The organism is Tepidiforma bonchosmolovskayae, from assembly GCF_008838325.1.
Lineage (GTDB): Bacteria > Chloroflexota > Dehalococcoidia > Tepidiformales > Tepidiformaceae > Tepidiforma > Tepidiforma bonchosmolovskayae.
Genome location: NZ_CP042829.1, coordinates 2,326,790 through 2,353,053, shown reverse-complemented (window position 1 = coordinate 2,353,053; position 26,264 = coordinate 2,326,790). Strand labels below are relative to the sequence as shown.

General features: G+C 70.0%; 27 protein-coding genes. 13 read left to right on the top strand and 14 right to left on the bottom strand.

The window, feature by feature from the left end:
- Positions 1–3 precede the first annotated feature (3 nt).
- Genes Tbon_RS11765 through Tbon_RS11745 form a run of 5 tightly spaced genes read left to right on the top strand, consistent with a single transcriptional unit; the run spans position 4 to position 6,558 of the window.
- Entirely contained in the window at positions 4–1,995 is a 1,992-nt protein-coding gene (locus Tbon_RS11765; protein ID WP_158067882.1) for an ATP-binding protein, read from the top strand.
- Positions 1,992–2,795 (top strand): TIGR03084 family metal-binding protein, encoded by an 804-nt coding sequence (locus Tbon_RS11760; RefSeq protein WP_225734614.1) that lies wholly within the window; start codon positions 1,992–1,994, stop codon positions 2,793–2,795. The genes Tbon_RS11765 and Tbon_RS11760 overlap by 4 nt, the downstream gene beginning before the upstream one ends.
- Positions 2,795–3,574: an enoyl-CoA hydratase-related protein gene (locus Tbon_RS11755; protein ID WP_158067881.1), complete on the top strand. Its 780-nt coding sequence runs from the start codon at positions 2,795–2,797 to the stop codon at positions 3,572–3,574. The genes Tbon_RS11760 and Tbon_RS11755 overlap by 1 nt, the downstream gene beginning before the upstream one ends.
- A gap of 3 nt (positions 3,575–3,577) precedes the next feature.
- Positions 3,578–5,374, top strand: a complete 1,797-nt coding sequence (locus Tbon_RS11750) for an acyclic terpene utilization AtuA family protein (protein ID WP_158067880.1) — start codon at positions 3,578–3,580, stop codon at positions 5,372–5,374.
- A gap of 35 nt (positions 5,375–5,409) precedes the next feature.
- Positions 5,410–6,558, top strand: coding sequence for an acyl-CoA dehydrogenase family protein (locus Tbon_RS11745; protein WP_158067879.1), 1,149 nt, complete (start codon positions 5,410–5,412; stop codon positions 6,556–6,558).
- A 10-nt stretch (positions 6,559–6,568) separates the two neighbouring features.
- On the opposite strand, the gene Tbon_RS11740 is transcribed toward Tbon_RS11745, so the two are convergent.
- Positions 6,569–7,738 (bottom strand): LLM class flavin-dependent oxidoreductase, encoded by a 1,170-nt coding sequence (locus Tbon_RS11740; RefSeq protein ID WP_158067878.1) that lies wholly within the window; start codon positions 7,736–7,738, stop codon positions 6,569–6,571.
- An 80-nt stretch (positions 7,739–7,818) separates the two neighbouring features.
- Between Tbon_RS11740 and Tbon_RS11735 the strand changes: the two genes are divergently transcribed.
- The 4 genes from Tbon_RS11735 to Tbon_RS11720 all read left to right on the top strand — a co-directional run bounded on the left by Tbon_RS11735 (position 7,819) and on the right by Tbon_RS11720 (position 11,318).
- Positions 7,819–8,682 carry a DegV family protein gene (locus Tbon_RS11735; RefSeq protein WP_192497956.1) on the top strand — a complete coding sequence of 288 codons (864 nt, stop codon included), beginning with the start codon at positions 7,819–7,821 and terminating at the stop codon, positions 8,680–8,682.
- Position 8,683: 1 nt separating this feature from the next.
- The gene (locus tag Tbon_RS11730) at positions 8,684–9,373 is read left to right on the top strand and encodes a hypothetical protein (RefSeq protein WP_158067876.1); all 690 of its coding nucleotides are present in this window, start codon (positions 8,684–8,686) and stop codon (positions 9,371–9,373) included.
- Positions 9,374–9,459: 86 nt separating this feature from the next.
- Entirely contained in the window at positions 9,460–10,572 is a 1,113-nt protein-coding gene (locus tag Tbon_RS11725) for an LLM class flavin-dependent oxidoreductase (RefSeq protein ID WP_158067875.1), read from the top strand.
- A complete protein-coding gene (locus Tbon_RS11720; protein ID WP_158067874.1) occupies positions 10,572–11,318 on the top strand; it encodes an acetoacetate decarboxylase family protein in 747 nt (248 codons plus the stop codon). The genes Tbon_RS11725 and Tbon_RS11720 overlap by 1 nt, the downstream gene beginning before the upstream one ends.
- Before the next feature lie 10 nt (positions 11,319–11,328).
- Here the strand turns inward: Tbon_RS11720 and Tbon_RS11715 are convergent, their stop codons facing one another.
- Complete coding sequence (locus Tbon_RS11715) at positions 11,329–13,404, bottom strand: thioredoxin domain-containing protein (protein ID WP_158067873.1); 2,076 nt, start codon at positions 13,402–13,404, stop codon at positions 11,329–11,331.
- A gap of 71 nt (positions 13,405–13,475) precedes the next feature.
- On the opposite strand from Tbon_RS11715, the gene Tbon_RS11710 reads away from it, so the two are divergent.
- The 4 genes from Tbon_RS11710 (at position 13,476) to Tbon_RS11695 (ending at position 17,694) form a co-directional block, all read left to right on the top strand.
- Positions 13,476–14,942: an N-acyl-D-amino-acid deacylase family protein gene (locus tag Tbon_RS11710; RefSeq protein ID WP_192497955.1), complete on the top strand. Its 1,467-nt coding sequence runs from the start codon at positions 13,476–13,478 to the stop codon at positions 14,940–14,942.
- A 72-nt stretch (positions 14,943–15,014) separates the two neighbouring features.
- The gene (locus Tbon_RS11705) at positions 15,015–15,920 is read left to right on the top strand and encodes an LLM class flavin-dependent oxidoreductase (protein WP_158067871.1); all 906 of its coding nucleotides are present in this window, start codon (positions 15,015–15,017) and stop codon (positions 15,918–15,920) included.
- A 34-nt stretch (positions 15,921–15,954) separates the two neighbouring features.
- Positions 15,955–16,722: a 3'(2'),5'-bisphosphate nucleotidase CysQ gene (locus Tbon_RS11700; RefSeq protein ID WP_192497954.1), complete on the top strand. Its 768-nt coding sequence runs from the start codon at positions 15,955–15,957 to the stop codon at positions 16,720–16,722.
- Positions 16,723–16,743: 21 nt separating this feature from the next.
- On the top strand, positions 16,744–17,694 hold the full coding sequence (locus Tbon_RS11695; protein ID WP_158067869.1) for an LLM class flavin-dependent oxidoreductase: 951 nt from the start codon (positions 16,744–16,746) through the stop codon (positions 17,692–17,694).
- Here the strand turns inward: Tbon_RS11695 and tilS are convergent.
- From tilS to Tbon_RS11635, 12 genes are read right to left on the bottom strand one after another with little or no spacing between them, the layout of a single operon-like run.
- Entirely contained in the window at positions 17,657–19,189 is a 1,533-nt protein-coding gene (gene tilS / locus Tbon_RS11690; RefSeq protein WP_192497953.1) for a tRNA lysidine(34) synthetase TilS, read from the bottom strand. The genes Tbon_RS11695 and tilS overlap by 38 nt on opposite strands.
- The gene (locus Tbon_RS11685; RefSeq protein ID WP_158067867.1) at positions 19,113–19,457 is read right to left on the bottom strand and encodes an FtsB family cell division protein; all 345 of its coding nucleotides are present in this window, start codon (positions 19,455–19,457) and stop codon (positions 19,113–19,115) included. Before Tbon_RS11685 ends, tilS begins: the two co-directional genes overlap by 77 nt.
- 4 nt (positions 19,458–19,461) lie before the next feature.
- The gene (locus Tbon_RS11680) at positions 19,462–20,106 is read right to left on the bottom strand and encodes a histidine phosphatase family protein (protein ID WP_158067866.1); all 645 of its coding nucleotides are present in this window, start codon (positions 20,104–20,106) and stop codon (positions 19,462–19,464) included.
- On the bottom strand, positions 20,103–20,633 hold the full coding sequence (locus Tbon_RS11675; protein WP_158067865.1) for a GNAT family N-acetyltransferase: 531 nt from the start codon (positions 20,631–20,633) through the stop codon (positions 20,103–20,105). The genes Tbon_RS11680 and Tbon_RS11675 overlap by 4 nt, the downstream gene beginning before the upstream one ends.
- The gene (locus Tbon_RS11670; protein WP_192497952.1) at positions 20,606–21,298 is read right to left on the bottom strand and encodes a TIGR03936 family radical SAM-associated protein; all 693 of its coding nucleotides are present in this window, start codon (positions 21,296–21,298) and stop codon (positions 20,606–20,608) included. The genes Tbon_RS11675 and Tbon_RS11670 overlap by 28 nt, the downstream gene beginning before the upstream one ends.
- 28 nt (positions 21,299–21,326) lie before the next feature.
- Positions 21,327–22,268: a methylmalonyl Co-A mutase-associated GTPase MeaB gene (gene meaB, locus Tbon_RS11665; protein WP_158067863.1), complete on the bottom strand. Its 942-nt coding sequence runs from the start codon at positions 22,266–22,268 to the stop codon at positions 21,327–21,329.
- A gap of 1 nt (position 22,269) precedes the next feature.
- Complete coding sequence (locus Tbon_RS11660; protein WP_098504273.1) at positions 22,270–22,683, bottom strand: cobalamin B12-binding domain-containing protein; 414 nt, start codon at positions 22,681–22,683, stop codon at positions 22,270–22,272.
- Positions 22,684–22,730: 47 nt separating this feature from the next.
- The gene (locus tag Tbon_RS11655) at positions 22,731–23,126 is read right to left on the bottom strand and encodes a VOC family protein (protein WP_158067862.1); all 396 of its coding nucleotides are present in this window, start codon (positions 23,124–23,126) and stop codon (positions 22,731–22,733) included.
- Positions 23,123–23,551 carry a VOC family protein gene (locus Tbon_RS11650; RefSeq protein WP_158067861.1) on the bottom strand — a complete coding sequence of 143 codons (429 nt, stop codon included), beginning with the start codon at positions 23,549–23,551 and terminating at the stop codon, positions 23,123–23,125. Before Tbon_RS11650 ends, Tbon_RS11655 begins: the two co-directional genes overlap by 4 nt.
- A complete protein-coding gene (mce, locus tag Tbon_RS11645) occupies positions 23,552–23,968 on the bottom strand; it encodes a methylmalonyl-CoA epimerase (RefSeq protein ID WP_158067860.1) in 417 nt (138 codons plus the stop codon).
- A gap of 16 nt (positions 23,969–23,984) precedes the next feature.
- Complete coding sequence (locus Tbon_RS11640) at positions 23,985–24,518, bottom strand: maleylpyruvate isomerase N-terminal domain-containing protein (RefSeq protein ID WP_158067859.1); 534 nt, start codon at positions 24,516–24,518, stop codon at positions 23,985–23,987.
- Positions 24,518–26,173, bottom strand: a complete 1,656-nt coding sequence (locus tag Tbon_RS11635) for an acyl-CoA mutase large subunit family protein (RefSeq protein WP_158067858.1) — start codon at positions 26,171–26,173, stop codon at positions 24,518–24,520. The genes Tbon_RS11640 and Tbon_RS11635 overlap by 1 nt, the downstream gene beginning before the upstream one ends.
- Between the last annotated feature and the right edge of the window lie 91 nt (positions 26,174–26,264).

Here is a 26,264-nt window from a genome sequence, read left to right as displayed (position 1 = left end):
GCCATGGAGCGGCGAATTCGTCGTTTGCTGATTGCGAACCGCGGCGAGATTGTCAGCCGGGTCGCCCGGACCGCCCGGGCGATGGGGATCGAGCCGGTCGGCGTCTTCGCTGAGCCGGACCGCGGGCTCCCGTTCGTGCGGGAGCTCGACGCGGCGGTGGAGCTGCGGGGCACGACCCCGGGAGAGACCTACCTGGACGGCGCGCGCATCCTGGAAGCTGCCCGGCGGCTGGGCGCTGATGCGGTGCACCCGGGCTACGGATTCCTCTCGGAGAAGGCGGAGTTCGCGCGGCAGGTCGAGGAGGCGGGACTGCTCTGGGTCGGCCCGCCCCCGGAGGTCATCGCGCAGATGGGCGACAAGGTCGCCGCGCTGGCAGCGATGGAGGCGGCGGGCGTGCCGGTCCTGCCACGCGCGCTGCTTGACGGCGAGGACGCTGGCGGACTGGCCGCGCAGGCGGCATCGGTGGGCTTCCCGCTGATGGTCAAGGCGGCCGCCGGCGGCGGCGGGCGCGGGATGCGCATCGTCACCGACCCTGCGGAGCTGCCCGCTGCCGTGGCGGCTGCCCGCCGGGAGGCGCTCGGGGCCTTCGGGGATGGGCGCCTGTTTGCGGAGCCGTACGTGATCGACGCGCGGCACATCGAGGTGCAGGTGCTGGCCGACAACTACGGCAATGTGGCGGTCCTGTTCGAGCGGGAATGCTCCATTCAGCGGCGGCACCAGAAGATCGTCGAGGAGGCGCCATCGCCGGCGGTCAGCGCAGAGGCCCGGGAGCGGCTCATCGCTGCGGCCGTCGCGGCGGTACGGGCTATCGGCTACCGGAACGCCGGCACGATCGAGTTCCTGTGGCGAGGCGACGGGCGCTTTTCGTTCATGGAGATGAACACGCGCCTGCAGGTGGAGCACCCGGTCACGGAGCTGATCACGGGGGTCGACCTCGTCCGGGAGCAGCTCCGGGTCGCGCAGGGGCTCCCGCTCTCGGTACGGCAGGACGAGCTGCGGATCACCGGGCACGCGATCGAAGTGCGGCTGTACGCGGAGGACCCGGCGGCGGGGTTCCTGCCGCAGGCCGGGCGGGTGCGCCTGTTCTCGGCGCCGGAAGCGCCCTGGCTGCGGGTGGATGCCGGGATTGCATCGGGGAGCGAAATTTCGCCGTACTTCGACCCGATGGTTGCGAAGGTAATCGCGCACGGCCCTACCCGGGACGAGGCGGCAGTCCGGCTGGCGGCAGCGCTCGACCGGCTGACGGTGTTCGGCCCGCCGACGAACCGGGATTTCCTGCGCGCGGTGCTGCGTCACCCGGCGTTCCTCGCGGGCGAGACGACCACGCGGTTCCTCGAGACGCACGCCATCGCGCCGGGCGGGCCGCCGGACGAGGTGCTGGCGCAGGCCGCTGCCCTGGCGGCGCTGACAGGGATGTGGCTGCGGCGCCGGGCAGCCCGTGTCCAGGCGACCATCCCGCCGGGCTGGCGAAACAACCCGTCGCAGGACCAGCGGACCGACTTCACGGCGGGCGAACGGACCCTGGAAGTGCGGTACGCACCGCGGCGTGACGGGTCGTGGCGGGTCGCCGTCGGCGAGGGCGCGCCCTCCGAGGTGCGGGGGTTCGACGTCGCCGGCGACACGGTCACGGCGGAGCTGGATGGGCTCCGGGTGACAGCGCGCTGGCACCGCGACGGCATGTCTTGGTGGCTGCACCTCGGCGAGCACCAGGTCGAGCTGACGGAGCGCCCGCGGCTGCCCGAACGCGGCGGCCGGGAGAGCATTGCCGGCGGGCTGACGGCGCCGATGCCGGGGAAGGTCGTCGCGGTGACCGTGAAGCCGGGGCAGCACGTGGAGGCCGGTGACGTTGTGGCCATCCTGGAGGCGATGAAAATGGAGCACCGCCTGTTCGCCGGGGCGGCAGGGACCGTCCGGGAGGTCCGGGTTGAGCCGGGCGCGCAGGTCGCGCTCGGAGACGTGATTGCCGTCATCGACGAGGGAGGAGCGACGTCGTGAGCATCGACTTCGCGGCGCTGGTCGCGGACCTGGCGGCTGAGCAGGACGACCTCGACCGGGTGCTGGCGCAGCTGGCGCCGGAGCACTGGGAGCTCCCCACGCACGCGCCGGGGTGGGCCGTGCGCGACCAGGTGGCGCACCTGGCCTTTTTCGATGACCAGGCCCGGCTGGCGATCGAGGACCCCGCCGCATTCGAGACGGTGCGGGAGGCAGCGAACGCCGGCGGGCCGGCGTTCGAACAGGAGTACCTCGCCCGCGGACGCGCCATGACGCCAACGGGACTGTACCAGTGGTGGCGCGAGAGCAGCCGAAGACTGACGGAGGCCGCCGGGCGGCTGACCGGGAGCGAGCGGCTGCCGTGGTTCGGGCCGAGCATGGGCGCCGCCTCGTTCGTGACGGCCCGGCTGATGGAGACGTGGTCGCACGGGCTCGATGTCGTCGACGTCGTGCCCTTCGAGCGGCCGGATACGGAACGGCTCCGGCATGTCGCCGAGCTGGGCGTGCGGACGCGGGCGTACTCCTACGCCGTCCGGGGAAGGACGCCCCCTGAGGCGCCGGTCCGGGTTGAGCTGGTGAGCCCGGGCGGCGCCCGCTGGGCATTCGGGGCGGCGGAGGCAACGGATGTCATCCGCGGGAGCGCCACCGACTTCTGCCGGGTGGTGACGCAGCGCCGCCACCTGGCGGATACGGACCTGGAGGTCTCGGGCCCGGCGGCGCTGGAGTGGATGGAGATTGCGCAGGCGTTCGCCGGGCCGCCCGGGCCGGGCCGGAAGCCGGGCGAATTCCGGAAGGAGGGATAATGGCCGACCTCGTCCGCTATGCCGAAGACCGGGGGATCGCCACGGTCACGCTTGATTCGCCCGAGAACCGGAACGCCCTCTCGGCGGCCCTTGTGGGCCAGCTGGCGGCGGCGCTGGAACGGGCGTTCGCGGCCGAGACGGTGCGGGGCATCGTGCTGACCGGGAGCGGAAGCGTGTTCTGCAGCGGCGCAGACCTGCGGGAGCAGCTTGCTGCCAACGAGGCCGGGCAGGCGGCGGGCCCGGGGGGCGGCGGACTGCCGGCGATTATCCGGATGATCCGTTCCGGGCCGAAGCCGGTGGTGGCGCGGGTGAACGGGCACGCGCGGGCCGGGGGCATCGGACTGATCGCGGCGGCGGACATCGCCATCGCGCCCGAGACTGCGACCTTTGCGTTCAGCGAGGTGCGCATCGGGGTGGTGCCGGCGATCATCGCGGTGCCGATCATGGAGCGGGTGGGACGGACGGCAGTGAGCGACCTGTTCCTCACGGGGCGCCAGTTCGACGGGACGACGGCAGCGGCGATCGGACTGATCGCCCGGGCGGTGCCGGCCGAGGAGCTCGACGGCGCGGTGGAGGAGTGTGTTGGGGCGCTCCGGCTTGCGAGCCCGGCGGCGCTTGCCGCGTGCAAGGAGCTCATCCGCACGGTCCCGTCGATGGCGTTCGAGCAGGCACTGGACTGGGCAGCGGCGTTTTCGGCGCGGCTGTTCCAGGGCGAGGATGCCCGCGAGGGCATGGCAGCATTCCTGGAGAAGCGCAAACCGCGCTGGCAGGCGGAGTGACGTATGCGGCAACGTGGGGAAGCACCGGTTCGTATCGCGAACTGTTCCGGGTTCTACGGAGACCGGCTCTCGGCGGCCCGAGAGATGGTGGAGGGCGGCCCGATCGATTTCCTGACGGGCGACTACCTCGCGGAGCTGACGCTCCTCATCCTCTGGAAGGCGCGGCAGAAGGACCCGACCGCGGGGTACGCCGTGACCTTTCTCCGGCAGCTGGAGGAGGTGCTTGGGACCTGCCTCGAACGGGGCATCCGGATTGTCACAAACGCTGGCGGGCTGAACCCGGCCGGCATGGCGATGCGGGTCCGGCAAATCTGTGACCGGCTTGGGCTGCAGGCACGGGTCATGCACATCGAAGGGGACGACCTGTTGCCGCGTCTGCCATCGCTGCTGGAGCGGGAGCCGCTCGCGCACATGGATACCGGGCAGCCGCTGCGCGAGGCCGGGATTCAGCCGGTGGCCGCCAACGCGTACCTCGGCGCGTGGGGCATTGTTGAGGCGCTGGAGGCCGGCGCCGACATCGTCGTCTGCCCGCGGGTGACTGATGCCTCGCTCGTGGTCGGGCCGGCGGCCTGGTGGTACGGCTGGAAGCGGGACGACTGGGACCGGCTGGCGGGGGCCGTCGCGGCGGGGCACATCATCGAGTGCGGGGCGCAGGCGACCGGCGGCAACTATGCGTTCTTCCAGGAGGTGCCGGGGCTCGAGCACCCGGGCTTCCCCATCGCGGAGGTGGCCGAGGACGGGTCGAGCGTGATCACCAAGCACCCCGGTACCGGCGGGCTGGTCTCCGTTGGGACCGTGACGGCGCAGCTCCTGTACGAAATCGGCGAGGCGCGGTACCTGAACCCGGATGTCGTGACCCGCTTCGACACCATCCGGCTGGAACAGGACGGCCCTGACCGCGTACGGGTGTGGGGCACGCGGGGCGAACCCGCGCCGGCGACCACCAAGGTCTGCATCAACTATGTCGGGGGGTACCGGAACTCGGTAACGTTCGTGCTCACCGGGCTCGACATCGAGGAGAAGGCGGACCTTGCGCTGCGGTCGCTCTTTGCGGGCATCGGCGGGCGCGAGGCGTTCGAACAGGTGGATGTCCAGCTGATCCGCACGGACCGGCCCGACCCGCCATCGAACGAGCTTGCCAGCGCGCTGCTGCGGGTGACGGTGAAGGACCGCGACCCGGCAAAGGTGGGGCGGGCGTTTTCGAACGCGGCGATCGAGCTGGCGCTGGCGAACTATCCGGGCTTTTATGTCACCGCGCCGCCCGGGTCCGAAGATGCCTACGGGGTGTACTGGCCGGCGCTCGTCCCGCGCTCGGAGGTGCAGGAAGTGGTGGTGACCGACGACGGGCGCACCATCCCGGTGGCGCAGCCCCCCGCAGGGGAAGCGTCCGCCCCGGTTGAGGCGCCGGCGCCGGTGCGCGCCCCGCGCGGCCCGACCGTGCGGGTGCCGCTGGGGCTCGTCTTCGGCGCGCGGTCGGGGGACAAGGGCGGAAATGCGAACGTGGGTGTATGGGCGCGCAGCGATGCCGGATACGCGTGGCTGGCGGAGTTCCTGACGGAGGACCGGCTGCGTGACCTGGTCCCGGAGGCGCGGCCACTCCGGGTCACCCGCGTCCTGCTGCCGAACCTGCGGGCGGTGAATTTCGTGATTCACGGGCTGCTCGGCGAGGGGGTCGCGGCATCAACGCGGCAGGACCCGCAGGCGAAGAGCCTCGGCGAGTACCTGCGCGCGCGGGTCGTGGAACTGCCGGCGCGGCTGCTCGCCGACGTCCCCGAGCCGGCAGCCAGCCAGAACGCCTGACACACGCTTCGAAATTCGGAGGAGGTCCACCTGCGATGGCGCGCTTCACCGCCGAACACCAGATTTTTCGCCAGACGGTTCGCGAGTTTGTCGAGAAGGAGATCAACCCGTACGCCGATGAGTGGGAGGCTGCCGGGACGTTCCCTGCCCATGAGCTGTTCCGGAAGGCCGGGAGCCTCGGATTGCTCGGAGTGGAGTATGACCCGGCCTATGGCGGCGGCGGTGCCGACCACTGGTACACGGTGGTGCTGGGGGAAGAGCTCGGGAGGGCTGACTGCGGCGGCGTGCCGATGGCGATCAACGTGCAGACCGACATGGCGACGCCCGCGCTGGCGAAGCACGGCTCGCACGAACTGAAGAAGGCGTACCTCGAACCGGCGCTGCGTGGCGAGCTGGTGGCCTCGATTGCGGTAACGGAGCCGGACGCCGGCTCCGACGTGGCGAGCATCCGGACGACGGCGCGCCGTGACGGCGACGAGTACGTCATCAATGGCAGCAAGATCTACATCACGAACGGAACGCAGGCCGACTTCCTGACGCTGCTGGCGCGGACGTCGCCGGAGGCGGGATACCGGGGGATGTCGCTCATCATTGTGCCGACCGACCGCCCCGGATTCCGCGTGGCGCGGAAGCTGCGGAAGCTGGGCAACCATTCGTCGGACACGGCCGAGCTGGTCTTCGAAGACGTCCGCGTGCCGGTCACCAACCGCATCGGCGAAGAAGGTCAGGGGTTCTACCTGCAGATGGAGCAGTTCCAGAAGGAGCGGCTGATTGCGGTGTACACGGCGCTGGGCGGGCTGCAGCGGGCGATGGAGCGGACGGTCGCGTATCTCCGGGAGCGAAAGGCGTTTGGCGGGCCGCTGCTGGGGATGCAGTACATCCAGTACACGCTGGCGGAGCTGCAGGTAGAGATTGAATCGCTGCGGCAGCTGGCCTACGCGGCGGCCGAGGGCGTGGTCGCCGGCGAGAACGTGACGCGGCTGGCAACGATGGCGAAGTTCAAGGCGGGCCGGCTCGTGCGGCGGGTGGCGGATACCTGCCTGCAGTTCCATGGCGGCGCGGGCTACATGGAGGAGATGTGGACCAGCCGCTACTTCCGGGACAGCCGCCTGCTCGGCATCGGGGGCGGGGCGGATGAAGTGATGCTGCGCGTGCTCGTGAAAACCGAAGGGCTCGAGGTGTAGCAGCGGGCGGTCAGGCGCCCGTGCCGCCGGTCGGGGGCACGCCTGCCGCTGCCCGGAGCGCTGCCTCCCGGGCGGCGGCTTCGGCCGCCTTCTTCGCTTCGGCGCGTTCGGCGCGGGTGAACTCGGGCATGACCTCCCGGGCAAAGAGGCGGAGGCTGTTGAGCACCTGCTCCTGCGGGATGGTCTCGCCCGTGTTGATGAGGAAGACCATCCGGTCGACGCCTACTTCCTCCCACCACTTGAGGGCTTCGATGCAGGCCTTCGGGTCGCCGATGGGCGTGCCTTCGCGCACCGGCCCGACCACATCGCCGGGGCGGTTGCGGAGGGGTGCGGCGCTGGCGTGGGCGTGGTAGGCGGGCGACGGGTAGATGCCGCCGACGCCGACGAGGTGGGCCGCCCGGACGCCGAACTGGAGGGCCGCCATCCCGCCGATCGCCTTCGCGCGGGCGTCATCTTCGTCGCAGTACATGAAGGCGACGCCGTTAACCTGTTCGTTGACGGTTTCGCCGATGGGCTCACAGGTGCGGATGGCGCGGCGGTAGTCCCTGACCATCTGCTGGTAGTCGAGGGGGGCGCCGAGCGTCACACCGAGCATGCCCATGCCCCGTTCGCCGGCCTGCACGGCGGTCTCAGGGGACTGGACGGCGACCCAAAGGGGCGGATGCGGCTTCTGGAGCGGCTTCGGGATGACGTTCCGCTGGGGCATCTGGAAGTGGCGGCCGTTCCAGGAGAAGTTGTCGGTCGTCCACATTTTCACGACGGCGCGGGTGCACTCGTCCCACATCTCTTTGGTGAGGTCGGGCTCGCAGCCGAAGGCCGCGAGTTCGGTCCAGGTCGCGGAGCGGCCGGTCCCGAATTCGAGCCGGCCGCCGCTGAGGAGGTCGAGCGTGGCGGCGCGCTCGGCCACGCGGGCCGGGTGGTTGATGGGCGGGAGCATGAGGGCGATGCCGTGCCCGAACCGGATGTTCGTCGTCTTCGCCGCGCAGTACGAGAGAAAGACCTCGGGCGCGGAGGAGTGGGAGTACTCCTCAAGGAAGTGGTGCTCGACCTCCCAGACCTGGTCGAAGCCCAGCTGGTCGGCGAGCACGACCTGCTCCACCGCCTGCTGGAGGACGCGGTATTCCGAGCGGTCGTCCCAGGGCTTGAGGACGGAGTGTTCGTAGAAGATCCCGAATTTCATGGGGACACCCACCCGGCAAGGTCGTGAGCCGAAGGCTAACGATTATGCTAGCATCCTGCCAGTCCGCGACGGGGGTGCCTGTGGCAAGAGTTCAGCTGGTCACCGACTCTGCGACCTGCCTCGGGGACGAGGCTGCGGCTGAACTCGGCATCGCCATCGCGCGCGGGAGCTTCGCGTTCGAAGACGAGCGGGCGGTCGACGACGAACGGGCCTGGCGGCAGGCGTACGTGCGGGTCCGCGGGGGCGCGCCGCTGCCGCGGACGTTCGGTCCCCCGGAAACGGCCTACCTCGACGTGTTCCGGCCAGCCGCCAGCGTCGGGAACGCCGTGCTGTGCCTGGTGACGCCCTTCGACGTGAGCCCGAGCTTCACCACAGCCTCCGCGGCGATGCTGACGGTGCAGGACGACCTGCCATCGGCGCGCATCAAGATCTCGAACCCGGGCGTCGGCCATGCCGGCCTCGGCGCGCTGCTCGTAACCCTTGCGGGGCAGGCAGCTGCGGGGGCGGACCTCGATGCGCTCCTCGGGCTGGCTGAAGAGCTGGAGCCGCTGGCAGATGCGCTTGTCGTGCCCGAGAGCACCCGGTGGCTCGCGGAATCGGGGCGGCTGGCGCTGGTCGAGGAGCGCCTCGGCGACCTCGACGAGGACATCCCGGTGCTAAGGATCGGCACGCGGGTGACCGGGATTGCACGCGGCGGGTGCCACGAAGAAGCACTGGCCGAGGCGGTGCGCCGGGTGGGCCAGCGGTCCGGCGGGGTGCCGCTCCATGCCGTGGTGGCTCATGCGGTCGCGCCGGGCATCGCGGAGGAGGCCGCCGACCGGCTCCGACGGGAGCACCGGGTAGAGCGGCTGATTGTGACCGAGCTTTCGATGGCGATCGGGGCCGTCGTGGGGCCGGGGGCGGTCGCCATCGGTGTTGCGCCGGCCGGCGCAGGAGGGTTGTGAGATGCCGGACCGGGGATTGCGTGCCATCGAAGGATTGGCGCCGTCGCCGTTCGACGCCGGGCCACTGGAGATCGCCGGGCGCTGGGTGCAGGTCACGTTTGAAGTCGACCGTGACGCGGCGATGCGGTGGATGCCGGCAGACGTGACCCGGCCGGTCCCGTGCTACGGGCGGCTGCTCGCCGTAGACGGCGCGAGCGGGGGCCGGCCGATGCGGTTTGCTGCGCTCGCCCTGGGCGGGAGGTTCCGGATGATGCCGCGGAACGTGCTCGTCGAGGCCGTCACCGCGGACGGGGCAGCGCTGCCGGCGCTGGCAGGGCCAGCCCGGGCCGGCGACGTGCGCATGGACGCTGAGAGCGACGGGCTGGCGATCGCGATTACGACAGCCGAGGGCGTGCTCGCCGAGGCGCGCCTCCCTGCGCCGTACGCGATCGAGCCGGCGATGCTGCGCTGGGACGGCTGGGTCGTGTATGCGCCGAATAACGGCGGAACGGCCCTGGCCGAGGCGCTGGTGGAGGTGCGGGCCACGGCGGCCCGTCTCTCGAAAGGGGCGCTGTTCGCCCCTGGGCCGGCAGCCGACCGGTCGAGCCCTTGGCGGCAGCTCCGCTCGCTGCTGCCGATTTCGGCGTGCGCGGTGGAGGGTGTGCTGCGGGTCGGGCCGGCTGCGGTGTCTGCGCAGGTACTGATGGGGTAGGGCATGCGCGGCGCGCAGGGCAGCCGCCGGTGTGCTAGATTCCGCCCGCCAGGGCAGGCAGCCAGCTGGAGAAGGGAGCCCAGGAAATGAAGTTCGGCATCTTCTACGAGATTTCGGTGCCGCGGCCGTGGGGGCCGACCACGGAGTACGAGGTGTACCAGAACTGCCTCGAGCAGGTGAAGCTCGCGGACGAGCTGGGGTTCGACCAGGTTTGGGCGGTCGAGCACCACTTCCTGGAGGAGTATTCGCACTGCTCGGCGCCGGAGGTGTTCCTGACGGCGTGTGCGATGGTCACGAAGAACATCCGCATCGGGCGGGGGATTGTCGTCTGTGTGCCCGAGTTCAATAACCCCATCAAGGCGGCAGAGGTTGCCGCGACGATGGACATCGTCTCGGGTGGGCGGCTGGAGTTCGGGACTGGCCGCTCGGCGACGTGGACGGAGCTGGGCGGGATGGGCGCCGACCCCGACGAGACGAAGAAGACCTGGGACGAGTGGGTGCGGATCATCCCGAAGATGTGGACGGAGGAGCGGTTCGGCTACCAGGGCCGGGCGTTCAGCATGCCGCAGCGGGCGGTGCTGCCGAAACCGCTGCAGAAGCCGCATCCGCCGATGTGGGTGGCAGTGACGAGCCCGGGAACGGAGCTGGACGCCGCCGACCGCGGGATGGGCAGCCTCGGGCTGACGTTCGGGGGCTTCGCCGAGCAGGAGAAGAAGATTGCCGAGTACCGCCGGCGCATCAAGTACTGCGACCCCGTGGGCTCGTTCGTGAACGAGCAGGTGAACACGGTGAACTTCCTCTTCTGCCACGAGGACAACGAGTACGGGGCGAAAACGGGCCAGCGGCTTGCGGGAACGTTCAACTACCTCGCGGAGCAGCTGCTGGCGGCGCGGCAGGCCTACCCGACCCGCTCGTATCCGAACCTCGGGCTGCTGCCCGCGCTCCGGCGGGAGGCCACGAGCGCGCCCGAAGGGCAGATTCCCGAGGGGCTCTGCATCGGCAACCCGGACCGGATCATCGAGGTCATCAAGAAGTGGGAGTCGGTGGGCGTCGACCGGATCAACTTCCTGCTCAACGCGATTGAGACGGTGCCGCAGGAGGAGGTGCTGGCGAGCCTGCGGCTGTTTGCGAAGGAGGTCATGCCGAAGTTTGCTGAGAAGCCGGCGCCCGCGCCGGCCGGCGTCGGGGGAGGGAACTGATGCCGCTCGTTGGAACCCGGCCGACGACCGACTTCGAGCATGGGCCGCTGCTCCGCCAGCCCGGCGGGGAGCCGTGGGTCCTGCCGAGGGCCCAGATTTTGCAGGTGATGTACGAAATCGAGCAGGGGGCGATGACAAGCCTCCTGCCCCCGGCGCTGCACCCGACCATCCCGCCGACGCTGGTGGTCACGGTGATGCGGGCGCCGGAGAGCCCGGTCGGCCCGTTCACGGTGGCGGAGGCGAAGATCGGCTGCCGCTCGGGCGCGCGGCCGCGGGCGCTCTCCGTGCGCGCGTATTGCGACTCAGCGGCAGCCTGCGAGGCGCTGGCAGCGCGCTGGGGCTACCCGGTTCACCCCGCCGAGGTCGTGCTGGCCAAGCGGTACGACCGCTCGTGGGGAGCGGTGCGCATCGGCGGGCGGACCGTGCTGGAGGCGCACCTCGTCGACCCCGAGGCGATCAGCGGCAGCGACATCCAGTACCTGGCCACGCTCAACACGGCGCGGGTCGAGCGCGGCGGCGAGGCGGTGCCCCGGCTCATCCAGGTCGACCCGGAGTACCAGTTCCACAGCGCGGACCGCGGGATGCCGGAGCTGCTGGCCTTCGATGCGGAGGCATTCGCCCTGCCGGGCGCGGAGCCGTACTGGCCGGTGAGCGCGTCGCTCGCGGTGGCCGATGTGGCGATGCCGGAACTTCGGTACCTCGTCGACCCGGCGAAGCCGCCGCTGGCGGCGGTCGAGCGGATCTAGCCGGGGCGGATCAGTCGAAGGCCGGTACGGGTCCGAGCTGCGCTTCGAGCTCGGCCGGAGTGCGGGCCGGGGCCAGGCAGGCCATGTTATTGCAGACGTAGGCGAGGGGCTGCCCGGTCGGCTCGCGGCCTTCGAACAGCGGCAGGCCCAGGGCATCGGAGGTCGGGGCGATGACCGTGAACGGGAGGTAGCGGGCAGCCACGACCTCTTCGAAGGGCGCGCGGGCTGCCGGCTCTCCGACCATGACGATTTCGCGGTGCGGCGCCAGGGCGAACTCAATGGCGTGGAGGATGGTGCCGAAACCGGGGACCGCCCGGAGGAGATGGTCCGCGACGGCGGCGGCGACGTCCTCCACGACCCGCTCCCACTCGGCCGGACCGAAGTAGCGGCCGAGCCAGAGCCCAAGGAGGGCTGCGGCGCCGTTGCCTGAGGGCGTCGCCGCGTCGAAGAAGCTGCGCTGGCGGACGATCAGCTGCTCGGCGTCGCTGGCGGTGTCGAAGAAGGTGCCGGTCTCGGGGTCGCGGAAGCGCGCGAGGGCCGCCTCCCAGAGCTCACGTGACCAGTCGAGCCAGCGCAGCTCGCCGGTCGTTTTGTACAGCTCGACGAGGCCGAGGCCGACGTAGACGTAGTCTTCGAGGAGGCCGGGGACGCGGGCTTCGCCGTCTTTCCAGGTGTGGTAGAGGACGCCGTCGCGCCAGGCGTTGCGCTGAAGGAACTCAGCGAGGCGGGCGGCGGCGATACCGTAGGCGGGTTCGCCGAGCACGCGCGCAGCCTCTGCGAGGGCAGCGAGCGCGAGGCCGTTCCAGTTCGTGAGCACCTTGTCGTCGAGGCCGGGCGGCACCCGCTCCTGGCGCGCGTAGAAAAGGCGCTCCTGGATCGTTTCGATACGGTCGAGGATCTCGTCCTGGCTGAGCCCGAAGCGCCGCTCGAGGTCCTCGATATCGGGGCGGGCGGTGAGGACGTTCCGGCCCGTCAACTCGGGGTGGTGCGGGTCGAAGAAGTTGCCCTCCGCGGTGACGCCGTACCAGGCGATGGCGAGCGGCGCGTCCTCGCCGAGCACCTGTTCGAGTTCGGCGACGGTCCAGAGGTAGTACTTGCCCTCAATACCTTCGCTGTCGGCGTCGAGCGCGGCGAAAAAGCCGCCCTCGGGGTCCTGCATCTCGCGGAGGAGGAATTCGAGCGTCTCGTGGACGACGCGGGCGAAACCGCCGTCGCCGGTGAGCTGGTAGCCGTGAAGGTAGACGCGCGCGAGCTGGGCGTTGTCGTAAAGCATTTTCTCGAAGTGGGGCACGACCCAGCGGTCGTCAACGCTGTAGCGGGCGAAGCCGCCGCCGACCTGGTCGTACATGCCGCCGGTGGCCATGGCGCGGAGGGTGTGGAGGGCCATGGCGCCGGCGGCCTGGCCCTGCTCGGTCTCGGGGTGGGCGACGGCGTACGCGAGGAGGAATTCGAGGTTGGACGGGGAGGGGAACTTCGGCGCCGAGCCAAAGCCGCCCCAGGTGGTGTCGAAGCTTTCGGCGAAGGCTTCGACGGCGCGGGCTGTGGTCGCCGGGGCGATGCCGTCGCCGGGCCCGGCCCTGCGGGCGGCCGCGGCGCGCAGGTGCTCGGTCAGGCCGGCTGCGGATTCGAGGATGCGCTGGCGGTCGGTCTGCCACTTTTCGGCGAGGAACTGGAGGACGCGGGGAAACCCGGGCCGGCCGTGGGCATCTTCAGGCGGGAAGTAGGTGCCGGCGTAGAAGGGCTGGCCATCGGGTGTGAGGAAGACGGTCATGGGCCAGCCGCCCTGGCCGGAGATGGCCTGGACGGCGGCCATGTAGACCGCGTCGATGTCGGGCCGCTCCTCCCGGTCGACCTTGACGTTGACGAAGTAGCGGTTCATCAGCTCCGCGATGGCGGGGTTTTCGAAGGACTCGTGCGCCATCACATGGCACCAGTGGCAGGAGCTGTAGCCGACGGAGAGCAGGATCGGTTTGTCTTCGGCGCGGGCGCGTTCGAACGCCTCGCTGCCCCACGGGTACCAATCGACGGGGTTCTCGGCGTGCTGACGGAGGTAGGGGCTGCTTTCGTTTGCGAGGCGATTCGGCATGGCTCCACGGTACAGGATTGCGCCGCGGCGCGCTGTCGACAGGGTGCGCGGGGAGGGGCAGAATGCGGCCCATGGCCGGGCTGGTGTTCCGGGAGGCGACGGTCGTCGACGGAAGCGGTGCGCCGGGCTTCGTCGCCGATGTCGCCGTGGAGGGCGACCGCATCAGCGCGGTGGGGAGCGCTCCCGCCGGGGCACGCGAGGTCGACGCACGGGGACTGGTGCTCTGCCCTGGCTTCATCGACACGCACTCGCACGACGACGGTGCATTTCTCCGGCACCCGGATATGGCCTTCAAGCTGGCGCAGGGCGTGACTACCGACGTCAGCGGCAACTGCGGCTTCAGCACCGTGCCGAACGAGCCGGGCCGGGAGTACATGCCGGGCGACATTTCGGGGCCGGGGTCGAGCTGGACGGACCTCGAGAGCTACTTCGCCGCGTGCATGGCGAAGCGGCCGGCGATCAACAACCTGATGCTGGTCGGGCACAACCGGGTGCGGGCGCACGTCCTCGGGATGGAGCGCCGCGCCCCGACGGCGGATGAGCTGGCCGAGATGCGGGGACACGTCGCCCGGGCGATGGAGCAGGGGGCGGCCGGCTTTTCGACCGGGCTGATTTACGAACCGGGGAGATATGCAGCAACGGAGGAGGTGGTTGCGCTCGCCGCGGAGGCGGCGCCGTACGGCGGGCTCTACGTAACGCATATGCGGAACGAGGGCGACCGTCTGCTGGAGGCGGTCGACGAGGCGATCAGCATCGCGCGGGAGGCCGGCGTCGGGCTGCACATTTCGCACCACAAGGCGGCGGGGCGGCGGAACTGGGGCCGGGTGGCGGCGTCCCTGGCGAAGGCGGATGCTGCCCACGCTTCGGGGACGAGTGTGACGCTGGACGTCTACCCCTATACGGCGGGAAGCGGGCCGATGTGGCAGTACGTGAACCTCTCGGCCATCGACCGGGAGTGGGCAGGGGGCGTGATGATTGCGACCTGCCCCGACTACCCGGAATTCGAGGGGCGGATGGTGCCGGAGATCGCGGCCGGGCGCGGGTGGACGGTCGAGGAGGCGGTGCGGGAGATGCTCACCAGCCCGCGGGGCCGGGAAGTCATCTGCATCCACTTCATCATCGACGAGGCGGACATCGAGACGAACCTGCGCCACCCACGGGTGTTCATCGGCTCGGACGGCATCCCGGTGCTGAAGGGGAACCCGCACCCCCGGCTGTTCGGGACCATGCCCCGGGTGCTCGCCCGGTATGTGCGGGAGCGGGGTGTCCTGCCGCTCGAAGAGGCAATCCGGAAGATGACCTCAGCGCCGTGCGAGCGGTTCGGCATCGCCGGTCGCGGGCGGGTGGCCGAGGGATGGTTCGCCGACCTCGTGCTGTTCGACCCGGCGACAATCGAAGACCGGGCCACCTATGCGGAGCCGAAACAGGAGCCGCGCGGGATTCGCATGGTGGTGGTGAACGGGCAGGTGGCGTATGAGGACGGCGTCCACACCGGCGCGGGCGCGGGGCGGATGCTGCGCTACCGGCGAGAGGCCTGACAGCGGCGGGCCGGTAAGGCCGGCGTTCCGTATAGTCGCGGTCACGACTTCGTTGTTGAGGAGCAGAGACGCATGCAGAAGCCAGCGGTGGCGCTTGCCGCGGCGGTCGGCCGCCGCAAATGGACCGTCGAGACCGCAAAGCAGCTCGAGGCTGCCGGGTTCGCAGGGATTTACTGCGCCAGTTTCGGAGACGGGATGGGGCTGTGCCTCTCCATCGCCCACGCAACGTCGACGATCAAATTCGGAACGTCGATCATCCCGATCTACTACCGCGTGCCGTTCGACCTTGCGCAATCGGCGGCGTACATCCACGAGATCAGCGACGGGCGGTTCTACCTCGGCATCGGCGTGAGCCACGAGCCGGCCAACCAGCGGATCGGCGCGAAGACCGGGAAGCCGCTGAGCGACATGCGGAGGTACGTGGAGGCGATGCGGGCCGCTGCGCCGCAGGTGGGGCCGCTCCCGCCGATTGTGCTGGCGACGCTGCGGAAGAAGATGGTTGAGCTGGCGGTGGAGATCGCGGAGGGCGCGGTGTGGGCGAACGCGGCCCGCTCGCATATGCCGGACTCGCTCTCGCACATTCCGCAGGAGAAACGGGAGGGCGACTTCTTCATCGGCGACATGATCCCGATGTGCATCGACGACGAGGACCCGGCAGCGGCCGCGAACGTGATGAAGCGGGTGCTCACGGGCTACGTGATGCTGCCGAACTACCGGAACTACTGGAAGGAAGCGGGCTACGTTGAGGAGATGGAGGCGATTGAGGCAGCGCTTGCGCGCGGCGACCGGGAGGCCCTGCCCGGCCTGATGAGCGACCGCTGGCTTGCAGACTGCACGCTCTTCGGCACACGGAAGCAGGTGTTCGAGGGGCTGGAGCAGTGGTATGCGGTGGGCGTGAAGACGCCGATTGTCGTCCCTTCATCGACGAAGGGCGGACAGGTGAAGGCGTTCGAGGAGCTGTTCGCTGCCTTCGCCTGAGCCTGCGGCGGCGGCCGTCCCTAGAATGGACGGTGTGTTCGAGCGCGAGCTGAAGGCGGCCCGGGAGGCAGCGCTGGAGGCAGGGGCAGTCATCGAACGGCTGCGCCGGTCGGGAGTCCGGTACGGCCGGAAGGCGGGCCGCGAACTCGTTTCCGAGGCGGACCTCGAGGCGGCGGCGCTGCTCGAGCGGCGGCTGCTCGGCGCATTCCCGGGCGACGGGTGGCTGAGCGAGGAGCACCGGGACTCGCCGGCGCGGCTCAGGGCCGCGCGGACGTGGGTCGTGGACCCGATCGACGGCACGCGAGAGTTCCTGCAGGGCATCCCGGAATACGCGGTTTCCATCGCGCTGGTCGTCGGCGGCGAGCCGGTCCTGGGCGTGGTGCACAACCCGGCCACCGGCGAGCTGTTCGCGGCTGCGTGCTGCGGAGCGGAAGAGCGCCCGCCGACGGAGCCGACCGGCCAGCCGTTCGAGGCACTTGTGGGGCGGGGCGAGCACGCGTGGGACGACCTGCCGCCGCTGCCCGAGGGCACAATCGTGCGTCCGGTGGGGAGTGTGGCCTACCGGCTCGCGCTCCTCGCCCGGGGCGAAGGCAACGCGACGCTGACGGGCTTCGGGCGGGCCGAATGGGATGTCGCAGCCGGGGTCGCACTCTGCCGGGCTGCGGGCCTGCGGGTCACGGGGGTCCTCGGCGACCCGCTGACGTTCAATCAGCCGCGGCCGATTGTGCGCGGGCTCCTGGCTGCTGAGCCGGGGCTCCACGCGCGGCTGACCCGGTTCTTCGCGCAGTTCGTGCGCGAGTAAGGCTTCGCGAGGGAGAAAGACATGGGCATCGGCATCGGCTTCGGAGTGGCCGGATTTCCGTTTTCGTCGGTCGGGGCGTACCACGCGTGGATCGACCTGCTCGAGGAACAGGGCGCGGATTCGGTCTGGTTCAGCGAGCGGCTGGTGTCGCACACGCCGACGCTCGAGCCGATGGCGGCCATCGGGATGGCGCTCGGCCGGACGAAACGGCTGAAGGCGGGAATGAACGCCGTCATCGTGCCATTCCGGGACCCGCTGGTGCTGGCGAAGGAGTGCGCGACGCTGGACTTCCTCAGCGGCGGCCGGCTGCTGCCGGTGTTCGGCGTAGGCGACGAGCGGGCGCCGGAGTGGCGGGCGACGGGGCGGGACCCCCGCGGTCGCGGCGAGCAGGCGGACGAGGCGCTCGTGATCATGGCGCGGCTGTGGAGCGAGGACCGGGTGACCTTCGAAGGGAAGCACTACCGGTACGTCGACGCCGCCATCAGCCCGCGGCCGGTGCAGCAGCCGCTGCCGCTGTGGATCGGCGGCAGCTCGGAGGCGGCCATACGGAGGACAGCGCGGGTTGGCACCGGGTGGCTCGCCGGGCTGCAGACGCCGGCGCAGGTTGCCCCCATTGTCCGGGCGATCCGGGAGAAGGCCGCGGAGTACGGCCGGGCGATCGACGATGATCACTACGGTGCCGGCTTTTCGTACCGGTTCGGGTCGGCGGAGGACCCGGCGGTGCAGCGGCAGCTGGCGGCGCTGGCGCGCCTGCCGGGCGTCGCGGACCCGGCGGGGCTGGTCGTTGCCGGGTCGGCCGACGACATCGCGCGACGGATCGAGGAGTTCATCGCAGCCGGCATTTCGAAGTTCGTGGTGCGGCCGATCGCGTCGGATGACGCAGATCTGATGGACCAGACAATGCGGATGCTGGAAGAGGTGGTCCCGCGATTCGCTACGGCGCGGCCAGCCGCGGCAGGGCCGCGAGCCTGACCCAGAGGTCGGGCGGGCCGGGCGCATCGCGGACGAAGACCCGGCTGGCGGTGAACACGGCGACCGGGCCTTCGGCGTCGGCGATAACAACCGACCCGGGACGCTCCCACGCGGGAATCTTCTCGTTAATGAACAGGTCAGAGAGTTTCCGCCGGAGCCCGCGCCAGGTGAGCGTATCGCCGGGCTGGATTGAGCGGGCGCGGAGGGCGCCACGCAACGCAGGGGTGGCGAGGGCGGCGACCGGTGCGGCGGGGTCCGCGGCGAGGGGCGACGTCAGCACGTCAACCCGCCAGGGCCCGACGCGGCGGCTCCCCGGGACGTCGAGGATGACCGGCGCGACCGGCTCAACCGGTTCGAGGCGGGGACCGATGCGCACACGGCCGGCTGAAACCTCGACGACCGTGTCGCCGAAGGCAACCTGGCCGGAGCCGCGCCGGAGAACCTCGCGGAAATTGCGGACGCGGGTGCGGTTGACCTCGGGCTCGAGGTGGAAGAAGGCGGCCTCCCGTTCGATGACAAGGAGGAGCGATTCGGCGGGGAGGCCGGCCAGCGCGGCGAGGTCATAGATAGCTCCGACCGGCCCCCGCGCGGCGGCGCGAGCCTCGAACGAGCGCTTCTCGAGCAGCTCGAACGCTTCCCGGGCGCTGTCGGCGAGGCCGAGGAGGGCGTCGGCGATGGACGGGTTGAACCGGGCTGCCACCGGGAGGAGTTCCGTGCGGATGCGGTTCCGGGTGTGGGCAGGGTCGCGGTTCGATTCGTCGAGGCGCGGTTCGAGGCCGAGTTCGCGGCATACCGCAGCGGTGTCGTCGCGGCGGATGCAGAGCAGCGGGCGGAGGAGCGTGCGGCCCGGGGCTCCCGGGATGGGGGCAGCGGGGAGCATGCCGCGCATACCGCGGACGCCGCTCCCGCGAAGCAGGTGGAGGAGGACGGTCTCGGCCTGGTCGTCGGCAGTGTGCCCGGTGACGACCGCGTCGCACCCTTCTTTTTCGGCGGCGAAGGCGAGGAACTGGTAGCGCATGAGGCGGGCCGTTTCCTCGATGCCGCGGCGCTGGCGGGCGGCAACCTCGCGGACGGGGCCTTCGCCGGTAATCGCCTCGAGGCCGAGGGCGGCGGCATGGTCGCGGACGAACTGGAGGTCATCGGCGGAACCGGGACGAAGCTGGTGGTCGAAGTGGGCGACCTTGAGTTCGAGGCCGAACGTTTCGCGGAGGGCGAGCAGAAGATGGAGGCAGGCGAGGGAATCGGGGCCACCGGAAACGGCGACGAGGAGGCGGCGACGGCCGCGGAAGAGGCGCTCAGCGCGGGCGAACCGTTCGACGGTGCGGAGGACGCGGCGGACCGCGGGCGGGAGCGAATCGGCAGCGCGTTGCGGGGCGGGAGCGCCCGGGACGGGGGACCAGGCGCCGGCGAGGGGTTCGTCAGCGCGGGAAGAGCCGCTGCCACCAGGGGCCGGCGGGCTGCTGTTCTTCGGCGGCCGGCGGGCTGATGACGACAAACGGGATTTCTCCTTCGCGAATGTAGCCGTACCGGCGGCGAGCCTCCTGTTCGACGTACACATCGGAGGCGACGTAGGCCCGGACCGCTTCGAGGTAGGCCTTCTGCTCTTCGAGCTGGCGCAGCTGGCGCTCGGCCTGGGCGCGGGACTCGCTCAGCTGCTGCGTACGGTAGGCGCCCAGCGCGGCGGTGTAGACGAAGTAGCTCCCGATGAGCAGGCTGGCCACGATGATGAGGCGGGAGCGGCTGAGGAAGCTGGGCGGGGCCATAAGCTCAGGTGGAGACGCTACGCGCGGCAGGCGAAAGATTCAAGGCGTCGAGGTGGCAGACATCGTTGAGGGCCTGGATGGCGGCGCGGCCGTGCTGGACGGAGATGGTGGTGACCGAGCCGAGGTCGAGCCGGAAGTTGCGGAAGTTTGCGACCGGAATACCGAGGAGGAGACAAACCAGGACGCGGAGGGTGAAGTTGTGCGAGACGATCACCATGACGCGGTCGGGGCCGCCGAGGAGTTCGTCTGCGAGCGGCGCGAGACGTTCCGCCAGCGCGGCGATGGACTCGCCGCCGGGCATGGGGACATGGACCGGGTTGTCACCGGTCCAGGCTGCGTAGAAGTCGGGGAAGCGGGTGCGGATTTCGGCATAGGCCAGGCCTTCGGTGTCGCCGACATCGAGTTCGGTGAGTTCGGGGCGGATATCGACAGCGAGCGCGTGCTGTTCGGCGATGGTCCGCGCGATGGCGAGGGCCCGCTGGAGCGGGCTGCTGAGGACGGCATCGAGGGGCACGCGCGCGAACCGGGCGGCGATGAGGCACGCCTGCTCGAGGCCGCGTTCGGAGAGGGGCACGTCGGCGCGCCCGAGCCCCCGCTCCTCGGCGTTGTGGTTGGTTTCGCCGTGGCGGACGAGATACAGGAGGCTCATGGCACACCGCCGTCATCCGGTTCGGGGGCGAGCGGCGCCCACAGGCGGGCAATGAACGGCCGGAAGCCGAGCGCTTCCCAGAAGCGGGCAGCCTCCACATCTGCAGCGAGGACCGGCATTTCGAAGTGGCGGACGCCATCGTACGCTGCGGCCCAGCGGGCGACGGCTTCCACGAGCGCGCGGCCGATGCCGCGGCGGCGGTAGCCAGGTTCGACCCAGAGGTAGCCGATGGTGGCGTGGCGCTCCGGAAGGCGGTCGGCGCTGGCGGTTTCGATGGCACCAGAGACGAATCCAGCGAGCCGGGCCCGGTCGGCGGCGACCAGGACGGTGGCCGACCCGCGGCCGAGCTGGCGCTCGAGCGCGGCGGCGAACTGGTCGGGGGCAACGGGAGCGAGGACGATGCGGGGGTCGAGCCCAGCGTTATGTTCGCGGACGCGCTGCCAGAGGACGTAGAGTTCGGGGGCATCGGCGGGCGTTGCCGGCCGGATTTCGCAGGTGGTCAGAGGTACTGGCCGTAGCGACGCCATAGCTCCCTCGCTGGCGACCGTTCATCGAGGATGATGTCGGTGCGCACGTAGCTCTGCGGCTCGAAGCCGGGGAAGAGCGCCGCCAGTATAGCCTCCGGGCGAGCGGTTATGTTCTGGTCTGTACGCAGGCGCATCGCGAGTTCGGTGCCGCCGTCGATCGGGCGGGCGGTGAGCCAGGCGGTGGCCGCGCGGAGGTCGTAGGTGCGCTCGCGTTCGCCGCGCTCCTCGCGCCACTCGAAGGCCGGCAGGGCAAGGAAGGCCTCGATGCGGGCGCGGGCCTCGGCCGGATCAAGGCCGGGCACTGCAGCACGGTAATCGGACCAGAGCATCGCTGCCTGGGGCTGGGGCGCCCCGAGGGGAACCTCGCGGACGGCGACGACTGCGAGGTCGCCGGTGGCCTGGGCGGCGAGGCGCGCATGGAACTCGGCGGGGTCGATACGCTCGTCGAGCTGGACATCCATGACCTCGCGCTCGGCGGTGAAGCCGAGGGGCAGGGGCGAGGCGAAGGCGAGCTTAGGATGGGGCGTGAAGCCCTGGGAGTAGGAGAGCGGGAGACCGGCGCGGCGGATGGCGCGCTCCCAGAAGCGCAGCACGTCGAGGTGGGAGATGTAGCGGACGCGCTCGCCTTTGCGGAACCAGGTGCGGATGCGCTGCTGACTGCTCACACCGGCGATGGTAGCACGGGCGGACTGCTCACCCGCGGGGGAGGACGAGGGCGGCGAGCTCTTCGGCGGCGGTGTGGGGGTCGAGTTCGCGGCTGGCGATGCGGCCGGTGAGCGTTTCGATGACGGCCTCGGGGGCAGCGCGCCGGATCTCCTCGAGGATGAGCTGCTGCGTGATGGCAAGGAGCTGATGGCGGGCATCCTCGGAGCGGTGGGCCGCGAGCTGGCCGGTCTGTTCGAGGTAGGCGCGGTGCTCGTCGATGGCGTCGGCGAGCTGCGCCAGCCCTTCACCGCGGGTAGCGATGGTTTTGAGGATGGGCGGCCGCCGGTGGTCTGCGGGGGAGAGGGCGAGGAGGGCCTGGAGCTGGCTGACGAGGACGTCGGCCCCCGGGTGGTCGGCCTTGTTGACGACGAGGATATCGGCGATTTCGATGATGCCGGCCTTGAGGGCCTGGATGTCGTCGCCGGTGCCGGGATTGTTGACGAGGACCGTTGTCATGGCGGTGCCGGCGATTTCGACCTCGTCCTGGCCGGCGCCGATGGTTTCGACGATGACGTAGTCGAATCCGAAGGCGTCGACGACGGCGACAACATCGGCGATGGCCGGGGCGAGGCCGCCGAGGGCGCCGCGGCCGGCCATGGAACGCATGTAGACGCCCGGGTCCATGGTGACGTCCTGCATGCGGATGCGGTCGCCGAGCAGGGCGCCGTGGGTGAAGGGGCTGGAGGGGTCGACGGCGATGATAGCGACGGTGCGGCCTCGCCGGCGGAGTTCGGCGGTAAGCGCGCCGGTCAGCGTGCTCTTGCCGGAGCCTGCGCCGCCGGTGATGCCCACGATGTGGGCGCGCCCGGAGTGGGGGAAGAGGGCGCGAACGTAGTCGCGCCCTTCGAGGGTGCTGTTTTCGACGCGGGTGATGATGCGAGCGAGCGCGCGGCGGTCGCCCGCAAGGAAGCGCTGGACCAGTTCGTCCACGTTACTTCTTCTTCACGTTGTCGTAGACGAACTTGACGATGTCCTGGGTATTCGTGCCGGGGCGGAAGATCGCCTTGAAGCCGAGCTTCTGGAGGGCCTCGGTGTCTTCTTCGGGGATGATGCCGCCGCAGAAGAGGAGGACATCATCAAGGCCGCGCTTCTTCAGCTCCTCGACGACGCGGGGGAAGAGTTCGAGGTGGGCGCCGGAGAGGATGGAGAGGCCGACGACATCGACGTCTTCCTGGAGGGCGGCTTCGGCGATCATCTCGGGCGTCTGGCGGATGCCGGTGTAGATAACTTCGCAGCCGCCATCGCGGAGGGCGCGGGCAACGACCTTGGCGCCGCGGTCGTGGCCGTCGAGGCCGGGCTTGGCGATGAGGACACGGATTTTGTCGGTGGCGGTTGCTGTCGACATGACTTTCCCCGGGGCGTTGGTGATGCTTCGTCCGTTATGGTAGCGAGTCAGCGCCCCTGGCGCTGGATGAGCTGCAGGTTGACGCCGTGCGAGGATTTCGGCGAGACGAAGGCGACGCCGTTGTTCGGGTCGCCGACGCGGAAGCCGAGGCTGCGGAGGTGCTCGACGGCTGCAGCGACGTCATCAACTTCAATCGAGAGCAGGAACTGGCCCTCGCCCCGCTCTTTGGCGAACTGGGCGACCGGCCCCTGATCGGTGAGCGGCTGGATGAACTCGAGGTCGCTCTCGCCGATCGGCATGAAGGCATTCTTGATGCCCAGTGCGGGGACCTCGCCCCCGCGGGCGGGATCGACCGTGAGCCCGAAGTTGCGGGCATAGGTGGCGGTGGCCTCTTCGAGGTTCTTGACGACGATGCCGACGTGGTCGATGCGCTTTGCTTTCATGGTGCTGCTCCAGCGGGGGATTCGTGCGGGATGGCGTTGTACTGGATGAGGGCGAACGGCACGCCGCCCGTGCCGGACTTCACCGTGGCAATGAGCGCGCCGGGCTGGACAGCGGGGCGCGGGTCGGTGACTTCGTAGCCAAGGCCGCGCAGCCGTTCGACGGCGGCGGCGATATCGGCGACGGCGAGAACCATGCCCCAGAGGCGTGCTTTGACCTCGGCTGCAGGGTCGGGCTCAGGCGGCCCCGCGAATTCGAGGATGACGTCGCCGAGCTTCGCGAAGGCGAGGCGGGCGCCGGTACCCGGGCGGCTCATGGTGCGCCGGATCTCGATGCCGATGTTGCGGCGGAACGTCTCGGCGACCACCTCGCTGTTATTCGAGGAGATGACGATGTGGTCGATGTGGGTGGCGCCGATGCCGTCCATCTAGTGGCCGTGCTGCCCCTCGATGGGGGTGGCGAACTCAACAAGGACGCCGTGGTTGGAGCGCGGGTGGAGGAAGGCGATCATGCCGGCGAGGCCCAGGCGGGGCGCCTGGTCGATGAGTTCGATGCCCTTTTCGCGCGCGGCTTCGAGTTCCTTTGCGACGTCGTCGGATTCGAAGCAGATGTGGTGCATGCCTTCGCCGCGGTTGGCGAGGAAGCGGGCGACGCCGGTATCGTCGCGGGTCGGCTCGAGCAGCTCGATTTCCGAGTCGCCAATCTGGAGGAGAACCCCGCGGACGCCCTGGTCTTCAATGACGCGGTCGGCGGTGACGGGCAGGCCAAGGGCGTCGCGGTAGAACTTGAGGGCTTCGTCGGCGGAGTGCACGACGATGCCGACGTGGTGGATTTTGGTGAGCATACTGGTGCGGTACCCCTCAGGATGTGGCTTCTTCGATGATCGACTGGGCGCCGGTGCGGCGGGCCCCCTCCATGCCGGCGAGGCGGGCGGCGATGGCGTGCCAGTGTTCGCGGTCGTGGTCGATAACGGCCTGGACAAGTTTCCGGTAGCGCGAGCCCTCGTCGACCAGGTCTTCGTCGGGGATGTGGGCGAGCTCGTCGAGGAGGCGGTGGCGGCCATCCTTGAGCTGCTCGAGGACGCTGAAAAAGTCGAGGCTGCGCTTTCGCTCAACGTGCTCCTGGTTCCAGGCGTCGAGGCGGCTGCGGTTGAAGTCGTAGAGCTCGGGACGGCGGCCGGCGCGGAGTTCCCGCAGGGCGGTGACGACTTCCGCCTCCCAGCTCGCGACGTGACCGACGATGTCTTTGACCGACCAGTCGCCGATGAACGGCCGTTCGATGTCGCGGATGCGGCAGGTTTCGACGTTCCGGATGAACTGGTTGCGCTCGAGTTCGAGCTCGGCGAGGAGGCGGCGCCGTTCGTCGGCGCGGGTCCGGACGTCGTCGTCGCTCATCAGATGAACACCGGCTCGCGCTGTTCGCCCCAGACCTTGCGGAGGCGATGGCTGATTTCGCCCAGGGTCACCCGGTTCTCGACAGCCTCGACCATGATCGGGACGAGGTTTTCGGTGCCGCGGGCGGCCTGTTCGATGCGGTCGAGCATCCGTTCGACGGCGGCATTATCGCGGGTGGCGCGGAGCCGCCGGAGCTTTTCGACCTGGCGCTGCCCGATGGCGGGGTCGACGCGGAGGATCTCGGGGTGCTCCTCCTCGGCGACGACGAACTCGTTGACGCCGACGATGATCCGTTCCTTGTTTTCGACCTGCATCTGGTAGCGGTAGGCGGCTTCCTGGATCTCCTTCTGCTGGAAGCCCTTTTCGATGGCGGCCAGTGCGCCGCCCATGCTGTCGATCGTTTTGATGTACTCCCGGGCTTCTGCTTCGAGCCGGTTCGTGAGGTCTTCGACAAAGTAGGAGCCGCCGAGCGGGTCGATGACGTCGGCGACGCCGCTCTCGTAAGCGAGAATCTGCTGGGTGCGGAGGGCTATCTGGACGGCCTTCTCGGTCGGGAGGGCGAGGGCCTCGTCCATGGAGTTCGTATGGAGCGACTGGGTGCCGCCGAGCACGGCCGCGAGGGCCTGGACCGTGGTGCGGACGATGTTGTTCTCGGGCTGCTGGGCGGTGAGGGTTGCGCCGCCGGTCTGGGTATGGAAGCGGAGCATCTGAGAACGGGAATTCTTCGCCTCGAAGCGGTCGCGCATGATGTGGGCCCAGAGGCGGCGGGCGGCGCGGAACTTCGCCACTTCTTCGAGGAAGTTGTTGTGGCAGGCGAAGAAGAAGGAGAGCCGGCCGGCGAACTCGTCGACATCGAGGCCGGCGCCGATGGCGGCCTCGACGTAGGCGATGCCGTTCGCGAGGGTGAAGGCGATCTCCTGGGCGGCCGTGCAGCCCGCCTCGCGCATGTGGTAGCCGGAGATGGAGATGGTGTTCCACTGCGGCACGTTGTCTTTGCAGTAGGCAAAGATGTCGGTGATGAGCCGCATGGAGGGCTTGGGCGGGTAGATGTACGTCCCGCGGGCGATGTATTCCTTGAGGATATCGTTCTGGACGGTCCCGCCGAGCTCCTCAGGCGGGACGCCCTGGTGCTTGCCGACGGCCACGTAGAGCGCGAGGAGGATGGCGGCCGTCGCGTTGATGGTCATGGAGGTGGTGACTTTATCGAGCGGGATGCCATCGAAGAGGGTGAGCATATCCTCGATGGAGTCGATGGCGACGCCGACCTTGCCGACCTCGCCGGCGGCCATGGGGTCATCCGAGTCGTAGCCGATCTGAGTGGGGAGGTCGAACGCCACGGAGAGGCCGGTCTGGCCCTGGGCGAGGAGGTAGCGGTAGCGCTGGTTCGATTCTTCCGCGGTGCCGAAGCCAGCGTACTGGCGCATGGTCCAGAAGCGGCCGCGGTACATGGTGGGCTGGATGCCGCGAGTGAAGGGGAACTCGCCGGGGAAGCCGAGCTGGGTGACAGGGTCCCAGCCTTCGAGGTCGTCCTGGGTGTAGATCGGCTCGATGGGCATCCGCCCGGTGGTTTCGAAGGAGGGCTGGCGCTCGGGGGCGCGCTGGACAGCTTTGGCGTAGGGGCCCTGCAGCCACTCGCGCTTGGTGGTGATTGGCATGCTCTGGCGACTCCGGGGACGCGTAGGTGCGTTCTGGCGAACGGCGGTGCAGTCTCCGAAGTATAGGAGCGGCCTGCCCGGCCCGGCAAAC